This is a genomic window from Staphylococcus sp. GDY8P196P (genome assembly GCF_017891705.1).
GTDB lineage: Bacteria > Bacillota > Bacilli > Staphylococcales > Staphylococcaceae > Staphylococcus > Staphylococcus ureilyticus.
The window spans coordinates 270,803-289,915 of sequence record NZ_JAESJS010000009.1 but is presented as its reverse complement, the minus strand read 5'-3'; the positions used below and the strand labels follow the sequence as shown (position 1 = coordinate 289,915).

At 31.4% G+C, this 19,113-nt stretch carries 14 protein-coding genes; 12 read left to right on the top strand and 2 right to left on the bottom strand.

Translation table 11 applies throughout. The features are described from left to right. Positions 1-123: 123 nt before the first annotated feature. The 11 genes from parE (at position 124) to KA814_RS05830 (ending at position 16,811) form a co-directional block, all read left to right on the top strand. The gene (gene parE / locus KA814_RS05880; RefSeq protein ID WP_164987281.1) at positions 124-2,118 is read left to right on the top strand and encodes a DNA topoisomerase IV subunit B; all 1,995 of its coding nucleotides are present in this window, start codon (positions 124-126) and stop codon (positions 2,116-2,118) included. Continuing rightward, positions 2,115-4,517 (top strand): DNA topoisomerase IV subunit A, encoded by a 2,403-nt coding sequence (gene parC / locus KA814_RS05875; RefSeq protein ID WP_210122695.1) that lies wholly within the window; start codon positions 2,115-2,117, stop codon positions 4,515-4,517. Before parE ends, parC begins: the two co-directional genes overlap by 4 nt. Before the next feature lie 250 nt (positions 4,518-4,767). Next, positions 4,768-6,213 (top strand): glutamine transporter AlsT, encoded by a 1,446-nt coding sequence (alsT, locus tag KA814_RS05870; RefSeq protein ID WP_046208551.1) that lies wholly within the window; start codon positions 4,768-4,770, stop codon positions 6,211-6,213. 386 nt (positions 6,214-6,599) lie between these two features. Continuing rightward, the gene (locus KA814_RS05865; protein ID WP_210122694.1) at positions 6,600-7,832 is read left to right on the top strand and encodes an AI-2E family transporter; all 1,233 of its coding nucleotides are present in this window, start codon (positions 6,600-6,602) and stop codon (positions 7,830-7,832) included. A gap of 273 nt (positions 7,833-8,105) precedes the next feature. Next, positions 8,106-10,628 (top strand): bifunctional lysylphosphatidylglycerol flippase/synthetase MprF, encoded by a 2,523-nt coding sequence (gene mprF, locus KA814_RS05860; protein ID WP_064208995.1) that lies wholly within the window; start codon positions 8,106-8,108, stop codon positions 10,626-10,628. 433 nt (positions 10,629-11,061) lie between these two features. Then, a complete protein-coding gene (locus tag KA814_RS05855; RefSeq protein WP_064208994.1) occupies positions 11,062-11,628 on the top strand; it encodes a hypothetical protein in 567 nt (188 codons plus the stop codon). 375 nt (positions 11,629-12,003) lie between these two features. Beyond that, on the top strand, positions 12,004-13,008 hold the full coding sequence (locus KA814_RS05850; protein WP_064208993.1) for a LacI family DNA-binding transcriptional regulator: 1,005 nt from the start codon (positions 12,004-12,006) through the stop codon (positions 13,006-13,008). 49 nt (positions 13,009-13,057) lie between these two features. Continuing rightward, the gene (gene rbsD / locus KA814_RS05845; RefSeq protein WP_064208992.1) at positions 13,058-13,447 is read left to right on the top strand and encodes a D-ribose pyranase; all 390 of its coding nucleotides are present in this window, start codon (positions 13,058-13,060) and stop codon (positions 13,445-13,447) included. Between the two features lie 12 nt (positions 13,448-13,459). Next, on the top strand, positions 13,460-14,950 hold the full coding sequence (locus tag KA814_RS05840; protein WP_064208991.1) for a sugar ABC transporter ATP-binding protein: 1,491 nt from the start codon (positions 13,460-13,462) through the stop codon (positions 14,948-14,950). Then, positions 14,937-15,884: an ABC transporter permease subunit gene (locus KA814_RS05835; RefSeq protein ID WP_046208545.1), complete on the top strand. Its 948-nt coding sequence runs from the start codon at positions 14,937-14,939 to the stop codon at positions 15,882-15,884. The genes KA814_RS05840 and KA814_RS05835 overlap by 14 nt, the downstream gene beginning before the upstream one ends. A gap of 15 nt (positions 15,885-15,899) precedes the next feature. Continuing rightward, complete coding sequence (locus tag KA814_RS05830) at positions 15,900-16,811, top strand: D-ribose ABC transporter substrate-binding protein (RefSeq protein WP_064208990.1); 912 nt, start codon at positions 15,900-15,902, stop codon at positions 16,809-16,811. A 57-nt stretch (positions 16,812-16,868) separates the two neighbouring features. On the opposite strand, the gene msrA is transcribed toward KA814_RS05830, so the two are convergent. After that, a complete protein-coding gene (gene msrA, locus KA814_RS05825; protein ID WP_046208543.1) occupies positions 16,869-17,369 on the bottom strand; it encodes a peptide-methionine (S)-S-oxide reductase MsrA in 501 nt (166 codons plus the stop codon). Positions 17,370-17,509: 140 nt separating this feature from the next. On the opposite strand from msrA, the gene KA814_RS05820 reads away from it, so the two are divergent. After that, complete coding sequence (locus KA814_RS05820; protein WP_064208989.1) at positions 17,510-18,487, top strand: LCP family protein; 978 nt, start codon at positions 17,510-17,512, stop codon at positions 18,485-18,487. A gap of 348 nt (positions 18,488-18,835) precedes the next feature. Here KA814_RS05820 and KA814_RS05815 read toward each other — a convergent pair whose 3' ends face one another. Further along, on the bottom strand, positions 18,836-19,024 hold the full coding sequence (locus tag KA814_RS05815) for a 2-hydroxymuconate tautomerase (RefSeq protein WP_046208325.1): 189 nt from the start codon (positions 19,022-19,024) through the stop codon (positions 18,836-18,838). Between the last annotated feature and the right edge of the window lie 89 nt (positions 19,025-19,113).

The window sequence follows — 19,113 nt, the reverse complement described above, 5'->3', positions numbered from 1 at the left end:
ACTGTAGTAAAACACGGTTCAAATATAATTTGATACTTGCAATTTATCAAGATTTATATAAGAATAACTAATGTATAGTTTTAAAAACGAACGTACGTTTGTAGGAGGGCGAAACGATTGGCAATGAACAAACAAAATAATTATTCGGATGATTCCATTCAGGTTTTGGAAGGGCTAGAAGCCGTTAGAAAAAGACCTGGTATGTATATTGGTTCTACCGATAAAAGAGGATTACATCATTTAGTGTATGAAGTTGTCGATAATTCCGTCGATGAAGTATTAAACGGCTTTGGTAATGAAATAGCAGTTACAATAAATAAAGATGAAAGTATTACTATAGAAGATGATGGACGTGGGATGCCGACTGGTATTCATACATCGGGCAAACCAACTGTTCAAGTAATATTTACAGTACTTCATGCAGGCGGTAAATTTGGACAAGGTGGATATAAAACTTCAGGAGGTTTACATGGTGTAGGTGCATCAGTCGTAAACGCATTAAGTGAATGGTTAGAAGTAGAAATTTACAGAGATGGTGCTATTTATAAACAACGATTCAGTCAAGGTGGTATACCAGCTACAGGCTTAGAAAAACTAGGGAAAACTAAAAAAACAGGTACTAAAGTTACCTTTAAACCAGATGCTGAAATTTTCAAATCAGCAACCTCTTTTAACTATGACGTGCTAAGCGAACGTTTACAAGAATCAGCATTTTTGCTTAAAAATCTTAGAATTACGCTTAAGGATTTAAGATCTGGTAAAGAAAGAGAAGATGTATTCCATTATGAAGATGGCATTAAAGAATTTGTAAGTTATGTAAATGAAGGTAAAGAAGTGTTACATGATGTAGCAAATTTTGTTGGAACTGCTAATGGAATAGAAGTAGAGGTCGCATTTCAATATAATGATCAATATTCGGAGAGTATCTTAAGTTTTGTCAATAATGTACGTACTAAAGATGGCGGTACGCATGAAGTTGGCTTTAAAACAGCCATGACGAGAGTATTTAATGACTATGCTAGACGTATTAATGAATTGAAAGAAAAAGATAAGAATCTAGATGGTAATGATATACGTGAAGGTTTGACAGCGATTATTTCTATTCGTATTCCAGAAGAATTATTACAATTTGAAGGACAAACTAAGTCTAAGTTAGGCACGCCTGAAGCGAGAAGTGCAGTAGATTCTGTTGTATCTGAAAAATTACCTTATTATTTAGAAGAAAAAGGACAATTGTCAAAAGCACTCGTTAAAAAAGCATTAAAAGCCCAGCAAGCAAGAGAGGCAGCACGTAAAGCAAGAGAAGATGCGCGATCTGGTAAGAAAAATAAACGAAAAGATACGTTGTTATCAGGAAAACTAACACCTGCACAAAGTAAGAATACAGAGAAAAAAGAACTGTATTTAGTTGAGGGTGATTCAGCTGGCGGTTCTGCAAAATTGGGACGTGACCGCAAATATCAAGCGATTTTACCATTAAGAGGTAAAGTTATAAACACTGAAAAAGCACGTTTAGAAGATATTTTTAAAAATGAAGAGATTAACACGATTATCCACACAATAGGTGCAGGTGTAGGTAATGAATTTAAATTAGAAGATAGCAATTATAACCGCGTCATTATAATGACAGATGCTGATACTGATGGTGCGCACATTCAAGTGCTTTTACTAACATTTTTCTTTAAATATATGAAACCTTTAGTAGAAGCAGGAAGAGTATTTATAGCCTTACCGCCATTATACAAACTGGAAAAAGGTAAAGGTGCTTCTAAGAAAATAGAATATGCATGGACAGATGAAGAATTAGAAAAATTACAAAAAAAATTAGGTAAAGGATTTAGTTTACAGCGCTATAAAGGTCTAGGTGAAATGAACGCTGATCAATTATGGGAAACAACGATGAACCCAGATACAAGAACGTTGATTCGAGTACAAGTTGATGATGAGTTACGTTCATCGAAACGCGTAACAACTTTAATGGGAGACAAAGTAGCTCCTAGACGTGAGTGGATTGAAAACCACGTTGAATTTGGTCTTCAAGAAGATCAAAGTATTCTGGATAACAATGAAATTCAAATACTAGAACAGGATTATTCTGATGAGGAGGAAATGAATTGAGTGAAATAATTCAAGATTTGTCGCTGGAAGATGTTATTGGCGACCGATTTGGTAGATATAGTAAATACATCATTCAAGAGCGTGCATTACCAGATGTTCGTGATGGGCTTAAACCTGTTCAAAGACGTATTTTATACGCTATGTATGCTAGTGGTAATACATTTGATAAAAATTTCCGTAAAAGTGCAAAAACAGTCGGTGATGTCATCGGACAATATCATCCGCATGGTGATTTATCTGTATATGATGCGATGGTTCGATTAAGTCAGGACTGGAAATTGCGACATGTTTTGATAGAAATGCAAGGTAATAATGGTAGTATCGATAACGATCCAGCAGCAGCTATGCGTTATACAGAAGCGAAATTAAGCAGAATTTCAGAAGAGCTATTAAGAGATATTAATAAAGAAACAGTGCCATTTATGCCTAACTACGATGATACGACAATGGAACCTATGGTTTTACCAGCTAGACTGCCACATTTGTTAATTAATGGAAGTACAGGCATATCTTCAGGTTATGCTACGGATATACCACCGCATAATCTCGCTGAAGTTATTCAAGCAACATTGAAGTATATAGATAACCCAAATATCACAGTAAGCCAGTTGATGAAGTATATCAAAGGTCCCGATTTTCCTACTGGTGGTATTATTCAAGGAATAGACGGTATTAAGAAAGCGTATGAAACCGGAAAAGGTAAAATTGTTGTGCGCTCTAAAGTTGATGTTGAAGAATTAAGAAATGGTAGAAAAGAACTCATCGTTACTGAATTACCTTATGAAGTTAATAAAAGTGCACTTGTTAAAAAGATGGATGAACTGCGAGCAGATAAAAAAGTAGATGGTATTGTAGAAGTACGTGATGAAACTGACCGTACAGGGTTACGTATTGCCATCGAATTAAAGAAAGATGTTAATAGCGAAGCGGTTGCTAATTATTTATATAAAAATACAGACTTACAAGTGGCATATAATTTTAATATGGTAGCAATAAGTGATGGTCGACCGCTTCTTATGGGTATTCGTCAATTTATAGACAGTTATCTCAATCATCAAATTGATGTAGTTACAAAGCGTACACGTTTTGAATTGGATAATGCAGAGAGTAGAATGCATATTGTAGAAGGTCTCATGAAGGCTTTGTCAATTTTAGATGAAGTTATTAAGCTCATTAGAAATTCAAAAAATAAAAAAGATGCTAAAGATAATTTAGTTTCTGAGTTTGATTTTACAGAAGCACAAGCTGAGGCGATAGTTACGTTGCAGTTATATCGTCTGACAAATACAGATATTGTACAACTACAAGAAGAACATGATGAATTAAAAGCTAAAATTGCACATTTAAAAAATATATTAGATAATCATGATGCTTTGTTAAATGTTATCAAGGAAGAATTGAGCGAAATTAAAAATAAATATAAACAACAACGTTTATCTTCTATAGAAGCTGAAATCAGTGAAATTAAGATTGATAAAGAAGTTATGGTGCCAAGTGAAAATGTGATTATGAGTATTACGAAACATGGTTACATTAAACGAACATCGTTACGTAGCTTTAATGCAAGTGGTGTAGAGGAGCTAGGTGTGAAAGATGGCGATGCAATGCTCAAATACCAAGAAGTCAATACATTAGACACAGCATTAGTATTTACGAATAAAGGCAGACATCTTTATATTCCAGTTCATAAACTTTCAGAGATTAAGTGGAAAGATTTAGGACAGCATGTATCACAGATTGTACCCATTGATGAAGGCGAGCATGTTATCGATGTTTACTGTGAAAATGATTTTAGACCAGACGCATTTTATATTTTAGCTACGCGCAATGGCATGATTAAGAAAAGCAATGTCTCTATGTTTAAAACATCAAGATATAACAAACCACTTGTTTCTATGAAACTAAAAGATAATGATGAAGTGATAAATGTAATGAGATTAGATGAACCTCAAGCGATTACCGTGCTAACACACAAAGGTATGTCATTAACTTACAGTAGTGAAGAGTTATCAGATACAGGACTTAGAGCCGCTGGTGTTAAATCGATTAATCTTAAAAGTGAAGACTTTGTTGTCTTAACCCAAATCGTTAATGAAAAAAATACGATCTTGATGGCAACACAACGAGGTTCATTAAAACGCATAGGATTCAATATTTTACAAAATGCCAAACGTGCACAACGTGGTATTACTTTATTAAAAGAGCTTAAAAAATCACCACATCGCATCGTAGCTGCTAATGTTGTGCAGCCAGATCATATGACTTATACAATATATTCAAAACAACATGAAGAAAGTGGCAATATTAAAGATATTCATCTATCAGAACAATATACTAATGGCAGCTTTGTAGTAGATGTTAAAGAGTTTGGCGACGTTGTTAGTATGATTGTTAAATAACTTTAATTTTAAAATTTTGTTAGTAAATACAACAATATAATGATAAAATACCTATAAGGTGTAACAAAATGAAGCAAGAGATTTATAGCAATGTGAAAAAGTTTAGTGCAAGGCGTAATGTTTTATACTGAACTGATTCATTCATTTTCATGTCTACATAAGCATTGAATTTTGTTTATAAACATGAAAGCGACTATAAATCTCTTGATTTTACTATGAAAATTAAATTGTATAGATGAGAGGGATTAAATTGAGCAATTTTGATAGTTTGATTCCGGATTGGTTCAAAGCATTTGTTCAAGTCGGGAATGATTTAATCTGGTCACAATACTTAATTGGACTATTAATCACAGCAGGTATATTTTTTACTATTGGATCTAAGTTCGTACAATTAAGATGGATACCGGAAATGTTTCGAGCAATTGGAGAAAAACCTGAAACGTTAGAAAATGGGAAAAAAGGTATTTCACCATTCCAAGCATTCGCGATTAGTGCAGGTTCTCGTGTTGGCACAGGTAATATAGCCGGTGTTGCGACAGCAATTGTATTAGGCGGTCCTGGTGCAGTATTCTGGATGTGGATTATTGCTTTTATCGGAGCAGCCAGTGCATTTATTGAAGCAACACTTGCGCAAGTGTACAAGGTACCTGATGAAGAAGGTGGTTATCGTGGAGGACCAGCTTATTACATAACTAAGGGACTCAATCAAAAATGGTTAGGCATTGTGTTTGCGGTGCTAATCACAGTGACATTTGCATTTGTTTTTAATACAGTACAATCAAACACAATAGCTGAATCATTAAAAACGCAATATAATGTAAGTCCTATTATAACGGGTGTAATCTTAGCTATTATTACTGCTATTATTATATTTGGTGGGGTAAGAAGTATTGCAACATTATCTTCGATTATTGTACCTGTGATGGCAATTATATATATAGGATTAGTTGCTGTAATATTAATATTTAACTATGATCAAATCATACCGATGATTGCAACTATAATTAAAAATGCATTTGGATTTGAACAAGCAACGGGAGGCGCGATTGGAGCAGCCGTTCTGCAAGGTATAAAACGTGGCTTGTTCTCAAACGAAGCTGGTATGGGTTCTGCGCCAAATGCTGCTGCTACTGCTGCAGCGCCACATCCAGTTAAACAAGGTTTAATCCAATCATTGGGCGTATTTTTTGATACGATGCTAGTATGTACAGCAACGGCGATCATGATTTTATTATATACAGGATTAGAATTTGGAGAGAATGCAGCACAAGGCGTTGCAGTTACACAATCAGCTTTAAATGAACACTTAGGTAGTGCAGGCGGTATTTTCTTAACGATTGCTATCACTTTATTTGCATTTTCTTCGGTTATTGGTAATTACTACTATGGTCAATCGAACATGGAATTTTTATGGGAAAATAAAACAGTATTATTTATTTTCAGATGTTTAGTTGTTGTACTTGTCTTCGTCGGTGCTGTTGTGAAAACTGAAACGGTATGGAGTACAGCAGATGTGTTTATGGGTCTAATGGCCATCGTTAACTTAGTTGCTATTATTGGTTTATCTAACATTGCTTTTGCAGTTATGAATGATTACCAACGTCAACGTAAAGCTGGCAAAAAACCTGTATTTAAACCTGAAGAGTTAGAAATTAACTTGTTTGGTATTGAGAGTTGGGGAATGAAGAAGAAATAATTGTATTTAAGCATTAATGCAAAGATTTGAATTTTCTTCAACATCATTATCATAGTTTCTTTAATAATAATTCATATATAAGCAGTAATATAAAATGGATGATAAACATTTGATTTTATATTACTGCTTTTTAATATACATTTTTATATTTTAGTATAATATACTTATATCGTATTAATACATATTGTTCGTTGCTATTATTATGGATGTTTAGTTAATTTTTAATAAAACATGGCAAAATATATGTTTGGTAAATGGTCATTGTGTTATGATTAACATTAGTTATTTTAAATATTGAACGTTATGTATTGTATTACAAAGGTGCATTATTTTTTGCTATGCGCTAAATAAACAATATATTTTGAAAAATAAGGTTTGGTGATGTTATGTCAAATGAAGATAATTTAAAACAAGAAACGACATCTAAGAAAAATAGATTAAAACTAAGTTTCCCTGAAACACGTTTTATGAAATTTTTAGGTGGCAAAGATTTAGTTTTTGCTTTGCTCATATTAATATTTATTGGCTGTGCTATTTTTATATTTGATCAAGTTTCTTATATTTTTAAACCATTTATAATTGTTTTTAATACAATTGTAGCACCGATTATTGTATCGATTATATTATATTATCTATTTAACCCATTAGTTAATTTGATGGAACGGTATAATATTTCAAGACTTTGGGGTGTAATCATATTATTCTTAGTCATTATTGGTGTTATTGCGCTAGCAATTAATTTATTAATACCTGTAATTGGTGCTCAGTTTAAAAGTTTTGGAAATAACTTCCCGTACTATGTAGATAAGGTTAATAAATTTATAGATAGTGTAACGAAATACTCTTTAATTTCTAATTTTTATGGTCAAATTCAAGATCAATTAGATTCATTGGCGAAAAAATTACCTTCAATGGTGTCTGATTACTTTAATGGTTTTGGTTCTAAAGTTAAAAATTTTGCTGAAGCATTAGTGAATGTTGGTGTGGTAATTGCTACAACACCATTTGTTTTATTCTTTATGTTAAAAGATGGGCACCGCTTCAAAGAGTTTTCAACAAACTTAATGCCCCCTAAATTTAGAAAAGACTTTCATGATTTGTTAGATAAAATGAGTCTACAAGTTGGTTCTTATATCCAAGGACAAATTATTGTATCGTTTTGTATTGGTATATTATTATTTATCGGATATAGTATCATCGGTTTAGACTACAGTTTAATTTTAGCTTCAATAGCTGCAGTTACTAGTGTTGTTCCATATATTGGTCCAACGATTGCGATATCACCAGCAATTATTATTGCTTTAATTACTTCACCAATTATGTTGTTGAAGTTAGTGATAGTTTGGACGGCTGTCCAATTTATTGAAGGGCATTTTATTTCTCCAAATATCATGGGTAAAACATTGAAAATTCATCCACTTATAATTATATTCATCTTATTAAGTGCAGGTAATTTATTAGGTGTTGTCGGTGTCATTTTAGGTATTCCTGCTTATGCAATATTGAAAGTACTAGTTTCACATTTATATACAATGTACAAACGTCGTTATAACAAATATTATGGTGATGATGCAGGAGAATATGAAATTACTTCTGATGAAGAAATTCGTAAAAGTTAAATTATAAATAATGTACGAAAGAGGCTGGGACAAATCAATTGTCTCAGCCTCTTATCATAACCGAAGTGGAATGACATGTTGTTAAGTGATTTGATATATTAAGATACTTTTTATTGTTGTGCATATAAAATGAAAGTATGTGTATATTTTTTGTAACTGAGTGTGTGGTCTAACAATATTGTAATATTTAACTCGTATAAAAATTATTTATAAAAAATAAAAATTGTGCTATATTTTAAATGTTATATGAATATAGAAAAGTGATGTGAACACATGTCAAAGAAGCTAGTAAATAAAATATTAACGATAATGAAAGTTTTATTTGCACTTTCATTATTTATATTTGTTGTTTTTACTTTATATAAAGAACTAGCAAATATAAATTTAAAAGAAACGATTCATTCTATAAAAGATATTAATAGTGTATGGTTGGTTGTGCTTTTTTTGAGTGGTGGTCTAGCTATACTGGTATTATCAATGTATGATGTGATTTTAGCTAAAGCATTACACTTGAAGATATCTTTAGTTAAAACTGTACGTATAGGATATATTGTAAATGCTTTGAACGCAGTATTGGGCTTTGGAGGATTCATAGGAGCGAGTGTAAGATTTTTATTATATAAAGATACTACAGAAGATAAAAAAGCATTACTGCATACTATTTCTATTGTTTTAATCTCCATGTTGACGGGTTTAAGTATGCTTTCTATTTTAGTAGTATTTCATGTGTTTGATGTTAGACATGTATTTAGTCCGTTCCCTTGGGTTAGATGGTTAATGTATGTTGTTGCGTTGTTTTTGCCTATTTTTATTTTTATTACAATTTGGAAACCAGTAAATAAAGAAAGTAAATTGACTGGAATTTATTGCACCATTGTTTCTAGTATTGAATGGATGATTGCTGCTGCAGTATTATATATGGCATTATTAATTGTTGGTATACAGGTGCATTTTTCTGTATTTATGGGAATATTTATCATTGGTGCATTATCAGGGTTAATCAGTTTTATTCCTGGAGGATTTGGTACATTTGATTTGGTACTATTACTAGGATTGAAAAGTTTAAATATTCCAGAAGAAAAAATTATTTTAGCTTTATTGCTATACAGATTTGCTTATTACTTATTTCCTGTCTTAATTGCCCTTATTCTCTCAACATTTGAATTTAGAAATACGGCGAAACGTTATTTGGATGATTCTAAAATTATGATACCTGTGAAAGATATGTCATCACTTTTAGCATCTTATCAAAAAGATATCTTAACTAGGATACCAGCATTTTCCATTGCATTGTTACTTTTATTTACGAGTGCTTTATTTTTCTTTAATAACATTACAATAATTTATGATGGGTTATATAGTAATAACCATGCGTTTTATTATATTATCGCTTCTATTCATACATGTGCATGCCTATTACTATTGTTAAATGTGATAGGTGTATATCATTTATCTAAGAGAGCACTTTTGTTTGCAATTTGTTCAATCATTATCATATTTAGTGTCACTGTTTATACCTATCCTTCTTTGGTACTTTTAGGTTGGTTAATTACTATGTTTGTAATGCTCGTTGTATTTTATAGAAGTGCACGTGTCATAAAGCGTCCGTTTAGATATACGAAACTATTGTCTAGTGTAATTATTGGGACTCTTGTGTTATTCATTAATCATGTGTTTATAAAAAATACATTTTACACTTTAGATATTTATCATATAGAAGTAGATACGTCTCTTTTGAGATATTATTTTTGGTTCACGATTATTACAGTAGCAATTATAGTTAGTGTTGTTGTGTGGTGGTTTGAAGCAAGATTCAAATCTGCAGGCAGCGGTCAAAAACTAGAACAATGTGAAACGATTATTCAGAAATTTGGTGGAAATTATTTAAGTCATCTCATATACAGTGGTGATAAGAAGTTTTTCTTTAATGAACAACAAGACGCATTTGTGATGTATCGTTATAAGGGGAATGCCTATATTGTTTTAGGTGACCCCATTGGAAATAGCGCTTCGTTCCATGAGTTGCTCGAAAGATTTTATAATGAAGCTCAATATTTAGGTTACGACATTATTTTCTATCAAGTCTCTGATAAATATATGTCAATTTATCATGATTTTGGAAATCAGTTTTTTAAATTAGGCGAAGAAGCCATTATTGATTTATCAACTTTCACTACTTCAGGTAAAAAGAAGCGTGGTTTACGTGCTACTTTAAATAAGTTAGATGATTTGGGGTGTACTTTTGAGATATTAGAACCTCCTTTTTCAAAAAACATTTTTGATGAATTAAAACAAATAAGCGATGATTGGTTATCAGGCTCTACAGAAATGCAATTTTCAGTAGGACATTTTAGTGAACATTATATATCGAAGGCGCCGATCGGAGTTATTAAAGATAAAGAGAATGCTATAATTGGTTTTTGTACATTTATGCCTGTTAATGATAATTCAACTGTGTCTATTGATTTAATACGTTGGAAATCAGATACCTCCTTACCTCTGATGGATAGTTTATATCTTCATATGCTATTATGGGCTAAGGCAAATGAGTATCAATACTTTAATATGGGCATGGCTACACTGTCTAATGTGGGTAAAGTACCTTTTTCTTTCTATAGAGAAAGACTTGCAGGTAGAGTATTTGAGCATTTCAATGGATTATATAGATTTCAAGGATTAAGACGTTATAAAGAAAAGTTTAATCCCAATTGGCAGCCAAGGTTCTTAGTGTATCGTAAAGATAACTCATTGTGGGTAAGTATGACAAAAGTCATGCGTGTAGTTAGAAAAAAATAATAAAACAAAACAACCAACAATCCCGTTAATGATTGTTGGTTGTTTTTTGGAGTTATAGTTTTTAATGGTTTTTGTAGTTAACGCCGGAGAAGTTATTAACTACTTTTTAATAAACTAACGATATACTTTCTAAATATCATTTTGACTCTAACTATATTTATGAATTTCTAGTTACCCCTTTGTTCAAGGTGTATTTATAATATATCATCATTAGAAAACGCTTTCAACATCATGATATCATCTTATTTGAATAAAAATTGACATTTTATATAGTTGGTTTCTTTTTGAAATATAATTGTATTTTTTTACCGTAGTAAAATTAGCTTTTTGAATTATTTTCATTTGTTATATTATTAATATACATTTAAAATTTCAATATAATGTAGTAATATGTAAATATTAATGTTTGCAGAGTGAACAATGGGGTGGGGAAATGAAAAAAGTTATAATTAGTTTGGTAATCGTGATGCTTTTAGTTGCGTTAACACTCTCAATTAAATCGTTATATGATAACATACATACAAATTACAAAGGTTCAAATCAATCTGCTCAAAACGAAAAATTTAAACAGGAGAAAAAGACCAAGTATAAATTGCCTAAGATCAATGTTTTGTCACAACAATTCAGTGAAAATTTTATGAATAGTGATGTAAGAAATCATTATATGCACATTTCTAAAGGCATGGACAAACACAAAGTTGAAACATACTTTGGTGATAGTGAAAAAACAATACAAATTGCTAATATGAAAGCACATAAATATGGTGACATGGCTTTTTTATTCAAAAATAATAAAGTTCAACGAATTTTTGTTGTACCTGATAATGTTACTATTGAATCATTTTCGCAAGTACATGGTTATAGAGTACACAATAATCACAATGGTACGATGATATACGATGATAATCCATCCAATTATTTCTCTGTTAAAGTATATTTTGATTCAAATAAAAAGGTGAAAGCAATAGAGAATATAGATCAAGTGTCTACTATAAAATAAATTTATAATGTGAGAAAATAAAAATTTTATTATCAGCATAAAGGGCTTATCCGAACTACTGGATGAGTCTTTTTTATTTGAATTTTACGATATGACAGAAATATATTTTAAAAACATAATGAGGTAAGCGCTAAATAAAAATTTGTATAAGTACGAATTTAATATAACTGATTTCAACTGCTTATATAATTATTTAATAGAAAAGTTAACGCTAATTTTTTGATCATAAAATAAAAAATTATTTATACTGCTGATTTGATTACTATAAATTATCGTTTTCTTTTTATATAAATAAATTAAAAAAATATAGAATATTAAATATTACAATAATTAAATTTTCAAATAAACTATCAAAATGTAAATGATTATGATAATATGAAAACGGTTACAAAAATAGAGGTGATTTTTATAGTAACAATTAAAGAAGTAGCTAAGTTAGCTGGTTGTTCAGTAGCAACGGTATCTAGAGTGATAAATAATAATGGATATGTCAAAGCTCAAACAAAAATACAAATTGAACGTGCGATTCATGAGCTTAACTATCAACCTAATGAAGCAGCACGTACATTATATAAACGTAAGTCAAAAATGATTGGCTTATTATTACCAGATATCAGTAATCCTTTTTTTACACTTATAGCAAGAGGTGTTGAAGATATAGCGCTTGCGCACGGTTTTCAAGTTTTAATTGGAAATAGTGACAACGATGTTGATAAGGCGAAAGAGTATTTATTCACTTTCAATGCTTATAATTGTGTAGGAGTTATTGCAACAGCATTTGCTGATGATCAAATTGAAAAGCTATTAGTGTCACAAGGTATTCATTATGTATTTGTAGATCGTGTTGAAAATGAAGGTAATGGTATTTCTATGAATCATTTTGAAGGCGGACAATTACAAGCTCGACTTGTGTTAGAAGGTAAACCAAAAAATATTTTGATCCTCCATTTAGATTTGAATATACGGGCATTTAAATTAAGGACAGATGGTATTAAACAAGAATTGAATAACTATAATGTGAGCTATTATGATTGCTCAGCAGAAACATTAAATAATAAAAGTGCATTTATTTCATTAATTAAAGATTTTCAGATTGATAGTATTATATGCAGCAATGATGTACTGGCAATTGAAACGATGGGCCTTGTTCAACAATTTCAATTGAAAGTTCCCGAGGATATTCAAATTGTGGGCTATGATAATATACCTTTTTCTGCAATGACGTTTCCTCAAATTGCAACTATTGATCAGTCCGCATATTTTTTAGGGCAGCAAGCGGTATCAATTTTATTAAAGTTAAATAAAAATTCTATAATTGAACAACAAGATAATAGGTTAAAGTTATCAATTAAACGCAGAAATAGTATTAGATTTAAGTAGTAATGTGTAACGGGTTACATAAAATAAGATTTAACGAGAGGGGATTTAAATGTATAAAACTGGTATTTTAAATAGCGAAATTTCTAAAGTGCTTAGTGATTTAGGTCATACAGATACAATTATCATAGCTGATTGTGGACTGCCGGTACCAGATGGTGTTAAAAAAATAGATTTAGCATTAACTTTTGGACATCCATCATTTGAAGAAGTATTTAATGTAGTTAAAGAACATATGGCAATTGAACAGCTTACTATTGCAAATGAAATGATAAAACAAAATAGTGAGTTATATGTGAAATTATTAGCTGAAAATATTGATATGGTCACGGAATCTCATGAAAATTTAAAAATGTATAGTAAGGAAGCAAAAGCAATTATAAGAACAGGTGAAGCGACACCTTACGCTAATGTAATTTTATCTAGTGGTGTTTTATTTTAAGGGGTGAAAAATATGATAACGATGAATCAAATATATAAGTCATTTGGTCAAAATGATGTTTTAAGAGGTGTTGATTTTGAAATCAATGATGCAGAAGTACATGCGTTAATGGGTGAAAATGGAGCTGGTAAGAGTACGCTTATGAAAATATTAACTGGCGTATATAATGCGGATAGTGGTAATGTTTTAGAAAATGGTCAGCCAATACACTTTAAAAATACAATAGATGCTGAACAAAATGGTGTGTCGTTTATTCAGCAAGAGTTAAATATTTGGCCTAATCTTACAGTACTTGAAAATTTGTTTTTAGGAAAAGAAGAAACAAAATTTTTTGGCATTGTTGATAATAAAAAAATGAAACAACGTGCTTTGGCCATTTTTAAAAAACTAAATATTGAAATCGATTTAAATCGTATGGCAGGCACTTTATCCGTTGGTATGCAACAGATGCTTGAAATCAGTAAAGCATTAATGGAAAAATCAAAAATCATTATCATGGACGAACCTACTGCAGCCTTAACAAATAATGAAATAGATACATTATTTGAACAAATTAAAAATTTAAAAAAAGATGGCGTTTCTTTTGTATATATTTCTCATAGAATGGAAGAAATTTTTACAATTTCAGATCGTATTACAGTTATGAGAGATGGTCGTTCGATTTTAACTAAGGAAATACAAAATACGACACATGCTGAAATAGTAAAATCTATGATTGGTAGAGATTTAGATAATCAATACCCTGTTAGACAATATCATCAAGAAGATGTTGTGCTTACTGTTGAAAATTTAGACTCAGATGAACATCATTTAAAGGATATACATTTTGATTTACATAAAGGAGAAATACTTGGCTTTAGTGGTTTGATGGGTGCGGGTCGTTCAGAAATTATGAGAGTACTCTTTGGATTAGATAAAGGGAATAAAACGATAAAACTAAATAATCAACAATTACAAATTCAAAATCCTAATCAATCTATTTCACAAGGTTTAGCTTTTATTACAGAAAATAGAAAAGAAGAAGGGTTAGTTTTACAAGATTCAATTTTAGAAAATATTACTTTACCAGCTTTAAAAAGCTTTTCAAGCTCTGGATTTTTAACACAACATGCTATGGAACAATATTCAGAACAGATGATTCAGCGTTTAAATATTAAAGGCAAAATAGGAGATATATGTGGCACTTTATCTGGTGGTAATCAACAAAAAGTTGTTTTGGCTAAATGGATTGCGACTGCACCACATGTATTAATATTAGATGAACCAACACGTGGCATCGATGTAGGTGCTAAACGAGAAATATATCAATTGATGCATGAATTAACGGACCGAGGTATGTCTATTATTATGATTTCATCAGAATTACCAGAAATTATAGGCATGAGTGATAGAGTCGCAGTTGTACATGAAGGTTCCATTGCAGGCATATTAGAAGATTCAGCTATCACGGAAGCGCGTATTATGACTTTAGCTACAGGAGGTAAATTAAATGAAGCAGTCTAAATTATCATTTTCTTATTCGTATTTAGAAAAAATTATACCTTTTATTGGTTTAATATTATTAGTTGTTATTATCAGTGTATTAAATAGTGCTTTTTTAGAGCCTTCTAATTTATTTAATTTATTAAGACAGGTTTCAATTAATGGTTTAATTGCATTTGGCATGACTTTCGTAATATTAACTGGAGGTATTGATTTATCAGTAGGATCGACACTTGCCTTATCTAGTGCATTTGTTGCGATTTTAATGGTTTCTGGTATGGATTCTATTGTAGCTTTATTTATAGGTTGCATATTTGGGGCGGTATTGGGTGCTATAAATGGCTTGCTCATCACGATAGGTAAAATGGCGCCTTTCATTGCGACATTAGCTACAATGACCGTATTTAGAGGGCTAACACTTGTTATTACAGATGGAAATCCTATTACAAATTTAAATGGTAGTTATGCATTTCAATTATTTGGTAGAGGCTACTTTTTAGGTATTCCAGTACCAGCTGTCACGATGTTTATTACATTTATCATATTATATATCCTACTGCATAAAACTGTATTTGGTAGACAGACTTATGCTATGGGTGGTAATGAAAAGGCGGCATTTATTTCAGGGATTAAGGTCAATAAAATTAAAATAATGATTTATAGTTTAGCCGGCTTAATGTCAGCTATGGCAGGATCAATTTTAACTTCACGTTTAAATTCGGCACAACCAACTGCAGGGATGTCCTATGAATTAGATGCTATTGCAGCAGTAGTTCTTGGCGGTACTTCGCTTACAGGTGGTAAAGGACGTATAGTTGGGACGTTGATTGGTGTGTTAATTATTGGTGTTTTGAACAATGGCTTAAATTTATTAGGTGTATCTTCATTTTACCAACAAGTGGTTAAAGGTGTCGTGATTATCATTGCAGTACTTATAGATAGAAAAAACAAATAACAGGGGGTGTTGGTATTGAAAAAGCTTTTTATAACTGTAACAGCTATATTATTATTTTTAACAGGTTGTTCACTAGAATCACCTATAGAAAAAAATGACAATGGTAAAGTAGATAAGAAAAAATCTGATGTTGTTATTGGTGTGAGTATTTCTACATTAAATAACCCTTTCTTTGTGAAAATTAAAGATGGTATTGAAAAAGAAGCGAAGAAACAAGGCGTCAAAGTTAAGTTTGCAGATGCTCAAGATGATGCAGCGAAACAAGCTAATGATATTGATGACTTAATTCAACAAAAAGTAGATTACTTGATTGTAAACCCGACAGATTCTGATGCGATATCAGGTAGTATTCAAATCGCAAATGATGAGGCAATACCAGTCATTACATTAGATAGAGATGTAGCTAAAGGGGATGTTGCTTCATTTATAGCATCGGATAATATCAAAGGCGGTGAGATGGGAGGGAAACTCATTGTTGATGAATTAGGTAAAGATGCGAAAGTAGCTGAACTTGAAGGTGTCCCAGGTGCCAGTGCTACACGTGAACGTGGTAAAGGTTTCCATAACGTCGCAGATCAATCACTTGATGTAGTTTCCAAACAAAGTGCTAAGTTTAATAGAACAGAAGGTCTAAATGTGACACAAAATATTATTCAAGCTCATCCTGAAATACAAGCTATTTTTGCTCAAAATGATGAAATGGCATTAGGTGCTGTAGAAGCGATAGGAAATAAAGACATTAAAGTCGTTGGTTTCGATGGTAATGAAGATGCGATTAAATCTGTTGAAAAAGGTAAGCTATTTGCTACAGTGGCGCAACAACCTAATTTGATGGGTGAAGAAAGTGTTAAAACGATAATGGATTTATATAATGGTAAAAAGGTTGAGAAAAAGAATAAAATTCCTTTAGAAATGAAGCGGCAGTAATTTATGTTAAAGTGCGAGTAAACAAAAAACCGGATGCAAAAGCACCGGTTTTTTTGTTTACTTATATTTTTGACGTTCTTGTTGTTCTTGAGCATATCGTTCAGGGTTTTTCTTATAAAAATCTTGGTGTTCTGCTTCAGCCTCATAAAATGTAGAAGCGGGTAATATTTTTGTAGCAATAGCTTTTTCTTTGTCTATAGTTTGTTTTAATTGTGCTACATAATCTTCAGCTACTGCTTTTTGGTCTTCGTTTGTATAAAAAATTGCTGTTTTATATTGTGATCCTCTATCTTGGAATTGTCCTCCTTCATCAGTTGGATCTATTACAGAAAAGAATATTTCTAATAATTTATTGTATGAAAATAGAGCGACATCATACTCTATTTCAACTGTTTCATAATGCCCGGTGTCACCCGTCTTAACTTCTTCATACGACGGATTATCTTTATGACCTCCCATGTAACCAGAAGTCACTTTCTCAATCCCTTCAAATGTGTCGAAAGGCTTGACCATACACCAAAAGCAACCTCCAGCGAAGTATGCTTTATTTATATTCATGTTTAACATCCTTTCCATATTAGACCTTAGTACCATATATTAAGATATTACTTGATTTTTATTCAGTTTTTATATAACTTTAATATATGTTAATTATAGTACATAGCAGTGCAATTTTGAAGATATAAGGTTGATTACATATGAATGAACATAAACACAGAAGTAAAGAAAGCACAAACACAGAAGAACAACCGACGATGCGTAGGACAAAAAAGAAAAAATTAAAAAAATTTCCAATTATAATTTTAATTATTGTAATTATTTTAGCCATTATTGTTGGCTATTCTGTGCATGGTTATAAATCAGGTATTGAATACGCAAAAGATCAGGGCAAAACGCTCAAGCAACACAAATTTAACGGTGCTAAAAAAAATGATGGAAAAATCACAATTATGGTTTTAGGTGCAGATAAAGAGCAAGGTGGTATTTCTAGAACCGACTCGATTATGATTGCACAGTATGATTATATTCATAAAAAAATGAAGATGATGTCTGTCATGCGAGATATTTATGCGGATATACCGGGAAATGGTCAACATAAAATTAATTCTGCTTATTCTATCGGTGGACCTGAACTATTGCGACAAACATTAAAGAAAAATTTAGGTATAGACCCTGAGTATTATGCAATTCTTGATTTTACTGGTTTTGAAAAAATGATTGATGAATTGGAACCTAATGGTGTTCCAATTGATGTTGAAAAAGATATGTCTAAAAATATAGGTGTGTCACTGAAGAAAGGTCATCATCGATTAAATGGTAAAGAATTATTAGGGTATGCTAGATTTAGACATGATGAAGAAGGCGATTTCGGTCGTGTAAGACGTCAGCAACAAGTCATGCAATCACTTAAACAAGAATTAGCGAGTTTGGATACGCTACCTAAATTACCTCGAGTTGCGGGTATTTTGAGAGGTTATTTAAATACAAATATGCCTGATTCTGCACTCATTCAAACTGGTTTGAATTTTGGAATACGTGGTGATAAAAAGGTAGATTCTATTACTTTACCTATACAAAACACTTATCAAGATATCCAATCACCAATGGATGGTAGTGCGTTAGAAATCGATAAAGCCAAAAATAAAAAGGAAGTACAGAATTTTTTGAATGAATAACGAGTTTAGTGAATTCATTTAAATGAGAATGGAATACAAATTTCACGCTATAAGGACTAATCCGTGTGCCAATGGATTAGTCCTTATTTATTTGAATGTTGCGATTTTGATTGTGCAGTTTGCCTAGGAATATGATTCGTGCCCATAGCCTCTTTTGCATATTTGTTTCCTCGGGTGTCAGCAAATGACCCAATTGCTTTAAGTGATGTAGTTGAAACAGTTTTATATGCCTACACATGATACGTTTCTCTAAGCATACCATTCATGTATAGTTAGATTTGGCAAAAGTAAAAAAACATCAATATCTATATGATGCAATAGATATTGATGTTTATGTTCGTATGTAAATTATTGTTGATCTGATTTTCTAATTCCTGCAACGCCATAATGAGAAGTTTTCATTTCTTCTATTACAACTTGTATAGCTTCTTTGTTTGCGCCTGTTGTTTTCTCTACTGCATTAGTAACTTCTGTGACTAAATTTTTTAGTTGTTCATCAGAGCGACCTTCTAACAATTTTACATTTACTATTGGCATTTAAATCCCACCTTAATCTATTTTTATATATTATAGCATGAAAATTCACAAAATTATAAAAATAACAACAAGAACAAACGTTCTTATTT

Bases quoted from the DNA above. Each gene is read 5' to 3' on its own strand.
- parE (WP_164987281.1), top strand. From the start codon at position 124: ATGAACAAACAAAATAATTATTCGGATGATTCCATTCAGGTTTTGGAA.
- KA814_RS05865 (WP_210122694.1), top strand. From the start codon at position 6,600: ATGTCAAATGAAGATAATTTAAAACAAGAAACGACATCTAAGAAAAAT.
- mprF (WP_064208995.1), top strand. From the start codon at position 8,106: ATGTCAAAGAAGCTAGTAAATAAAATATTAACGATAATGAAAGTTTTA.
- KA814_RS05855 (WP_064208994.1), top strand. From the start codon at position 11,062: ATGAAAAAAGTTATAATTAGTTTGGTAATCGTGATGCTTTTAGTTGCG.
- KA814_RS05850 (WP_064208993.1), top strand. From the start codon at position 12,004: ATGAAAACGGTTACAAAAATAGAGGTGATTTTTATAGTAACAATTAAA.
- rbsD (WP_064208992.1), top strand. From the start codon at position 13,058: ATGTATAAAACTGGTATTTTAAATAGCGAAATTTCTAAAGTGCTTAGT.
- KA814_RS05840 (WP_064208991.1), top strand. From the start codon at position 13,460: ATGATAACGATGAATCAAATATATAAGTCATTTGGTCAAAATGATGTT.
- KA814_RS05835 (WP_046208545.1), top strand. From the start codon at position 14,937: ATGAAGCAGTCTAAATTATCATTTTCTTATTCGTATTTAGAAAAAATT.
- msrA (WP_046208543.1), bottom strand. From the start codon at position 17,369: ATGAATATAAATAAAGCATACTTCGCTGGAGGTTGCTTTTGGTGTATG.
- KA814_RS05820 (WP_064208989.1), top strand. From the start codon at position 17,510: ATGAATGAACATAAACACAGAAGTAAAGAAAGCACAAACACAGAAGAA.
- KA814_RS05815 (WP_046208325.1), bottom strand. From the start codon at position 19,024: ATGCCAATAGTAAATGTAAAATTGTTAGAAGGTCGCTCTGATGAACAA.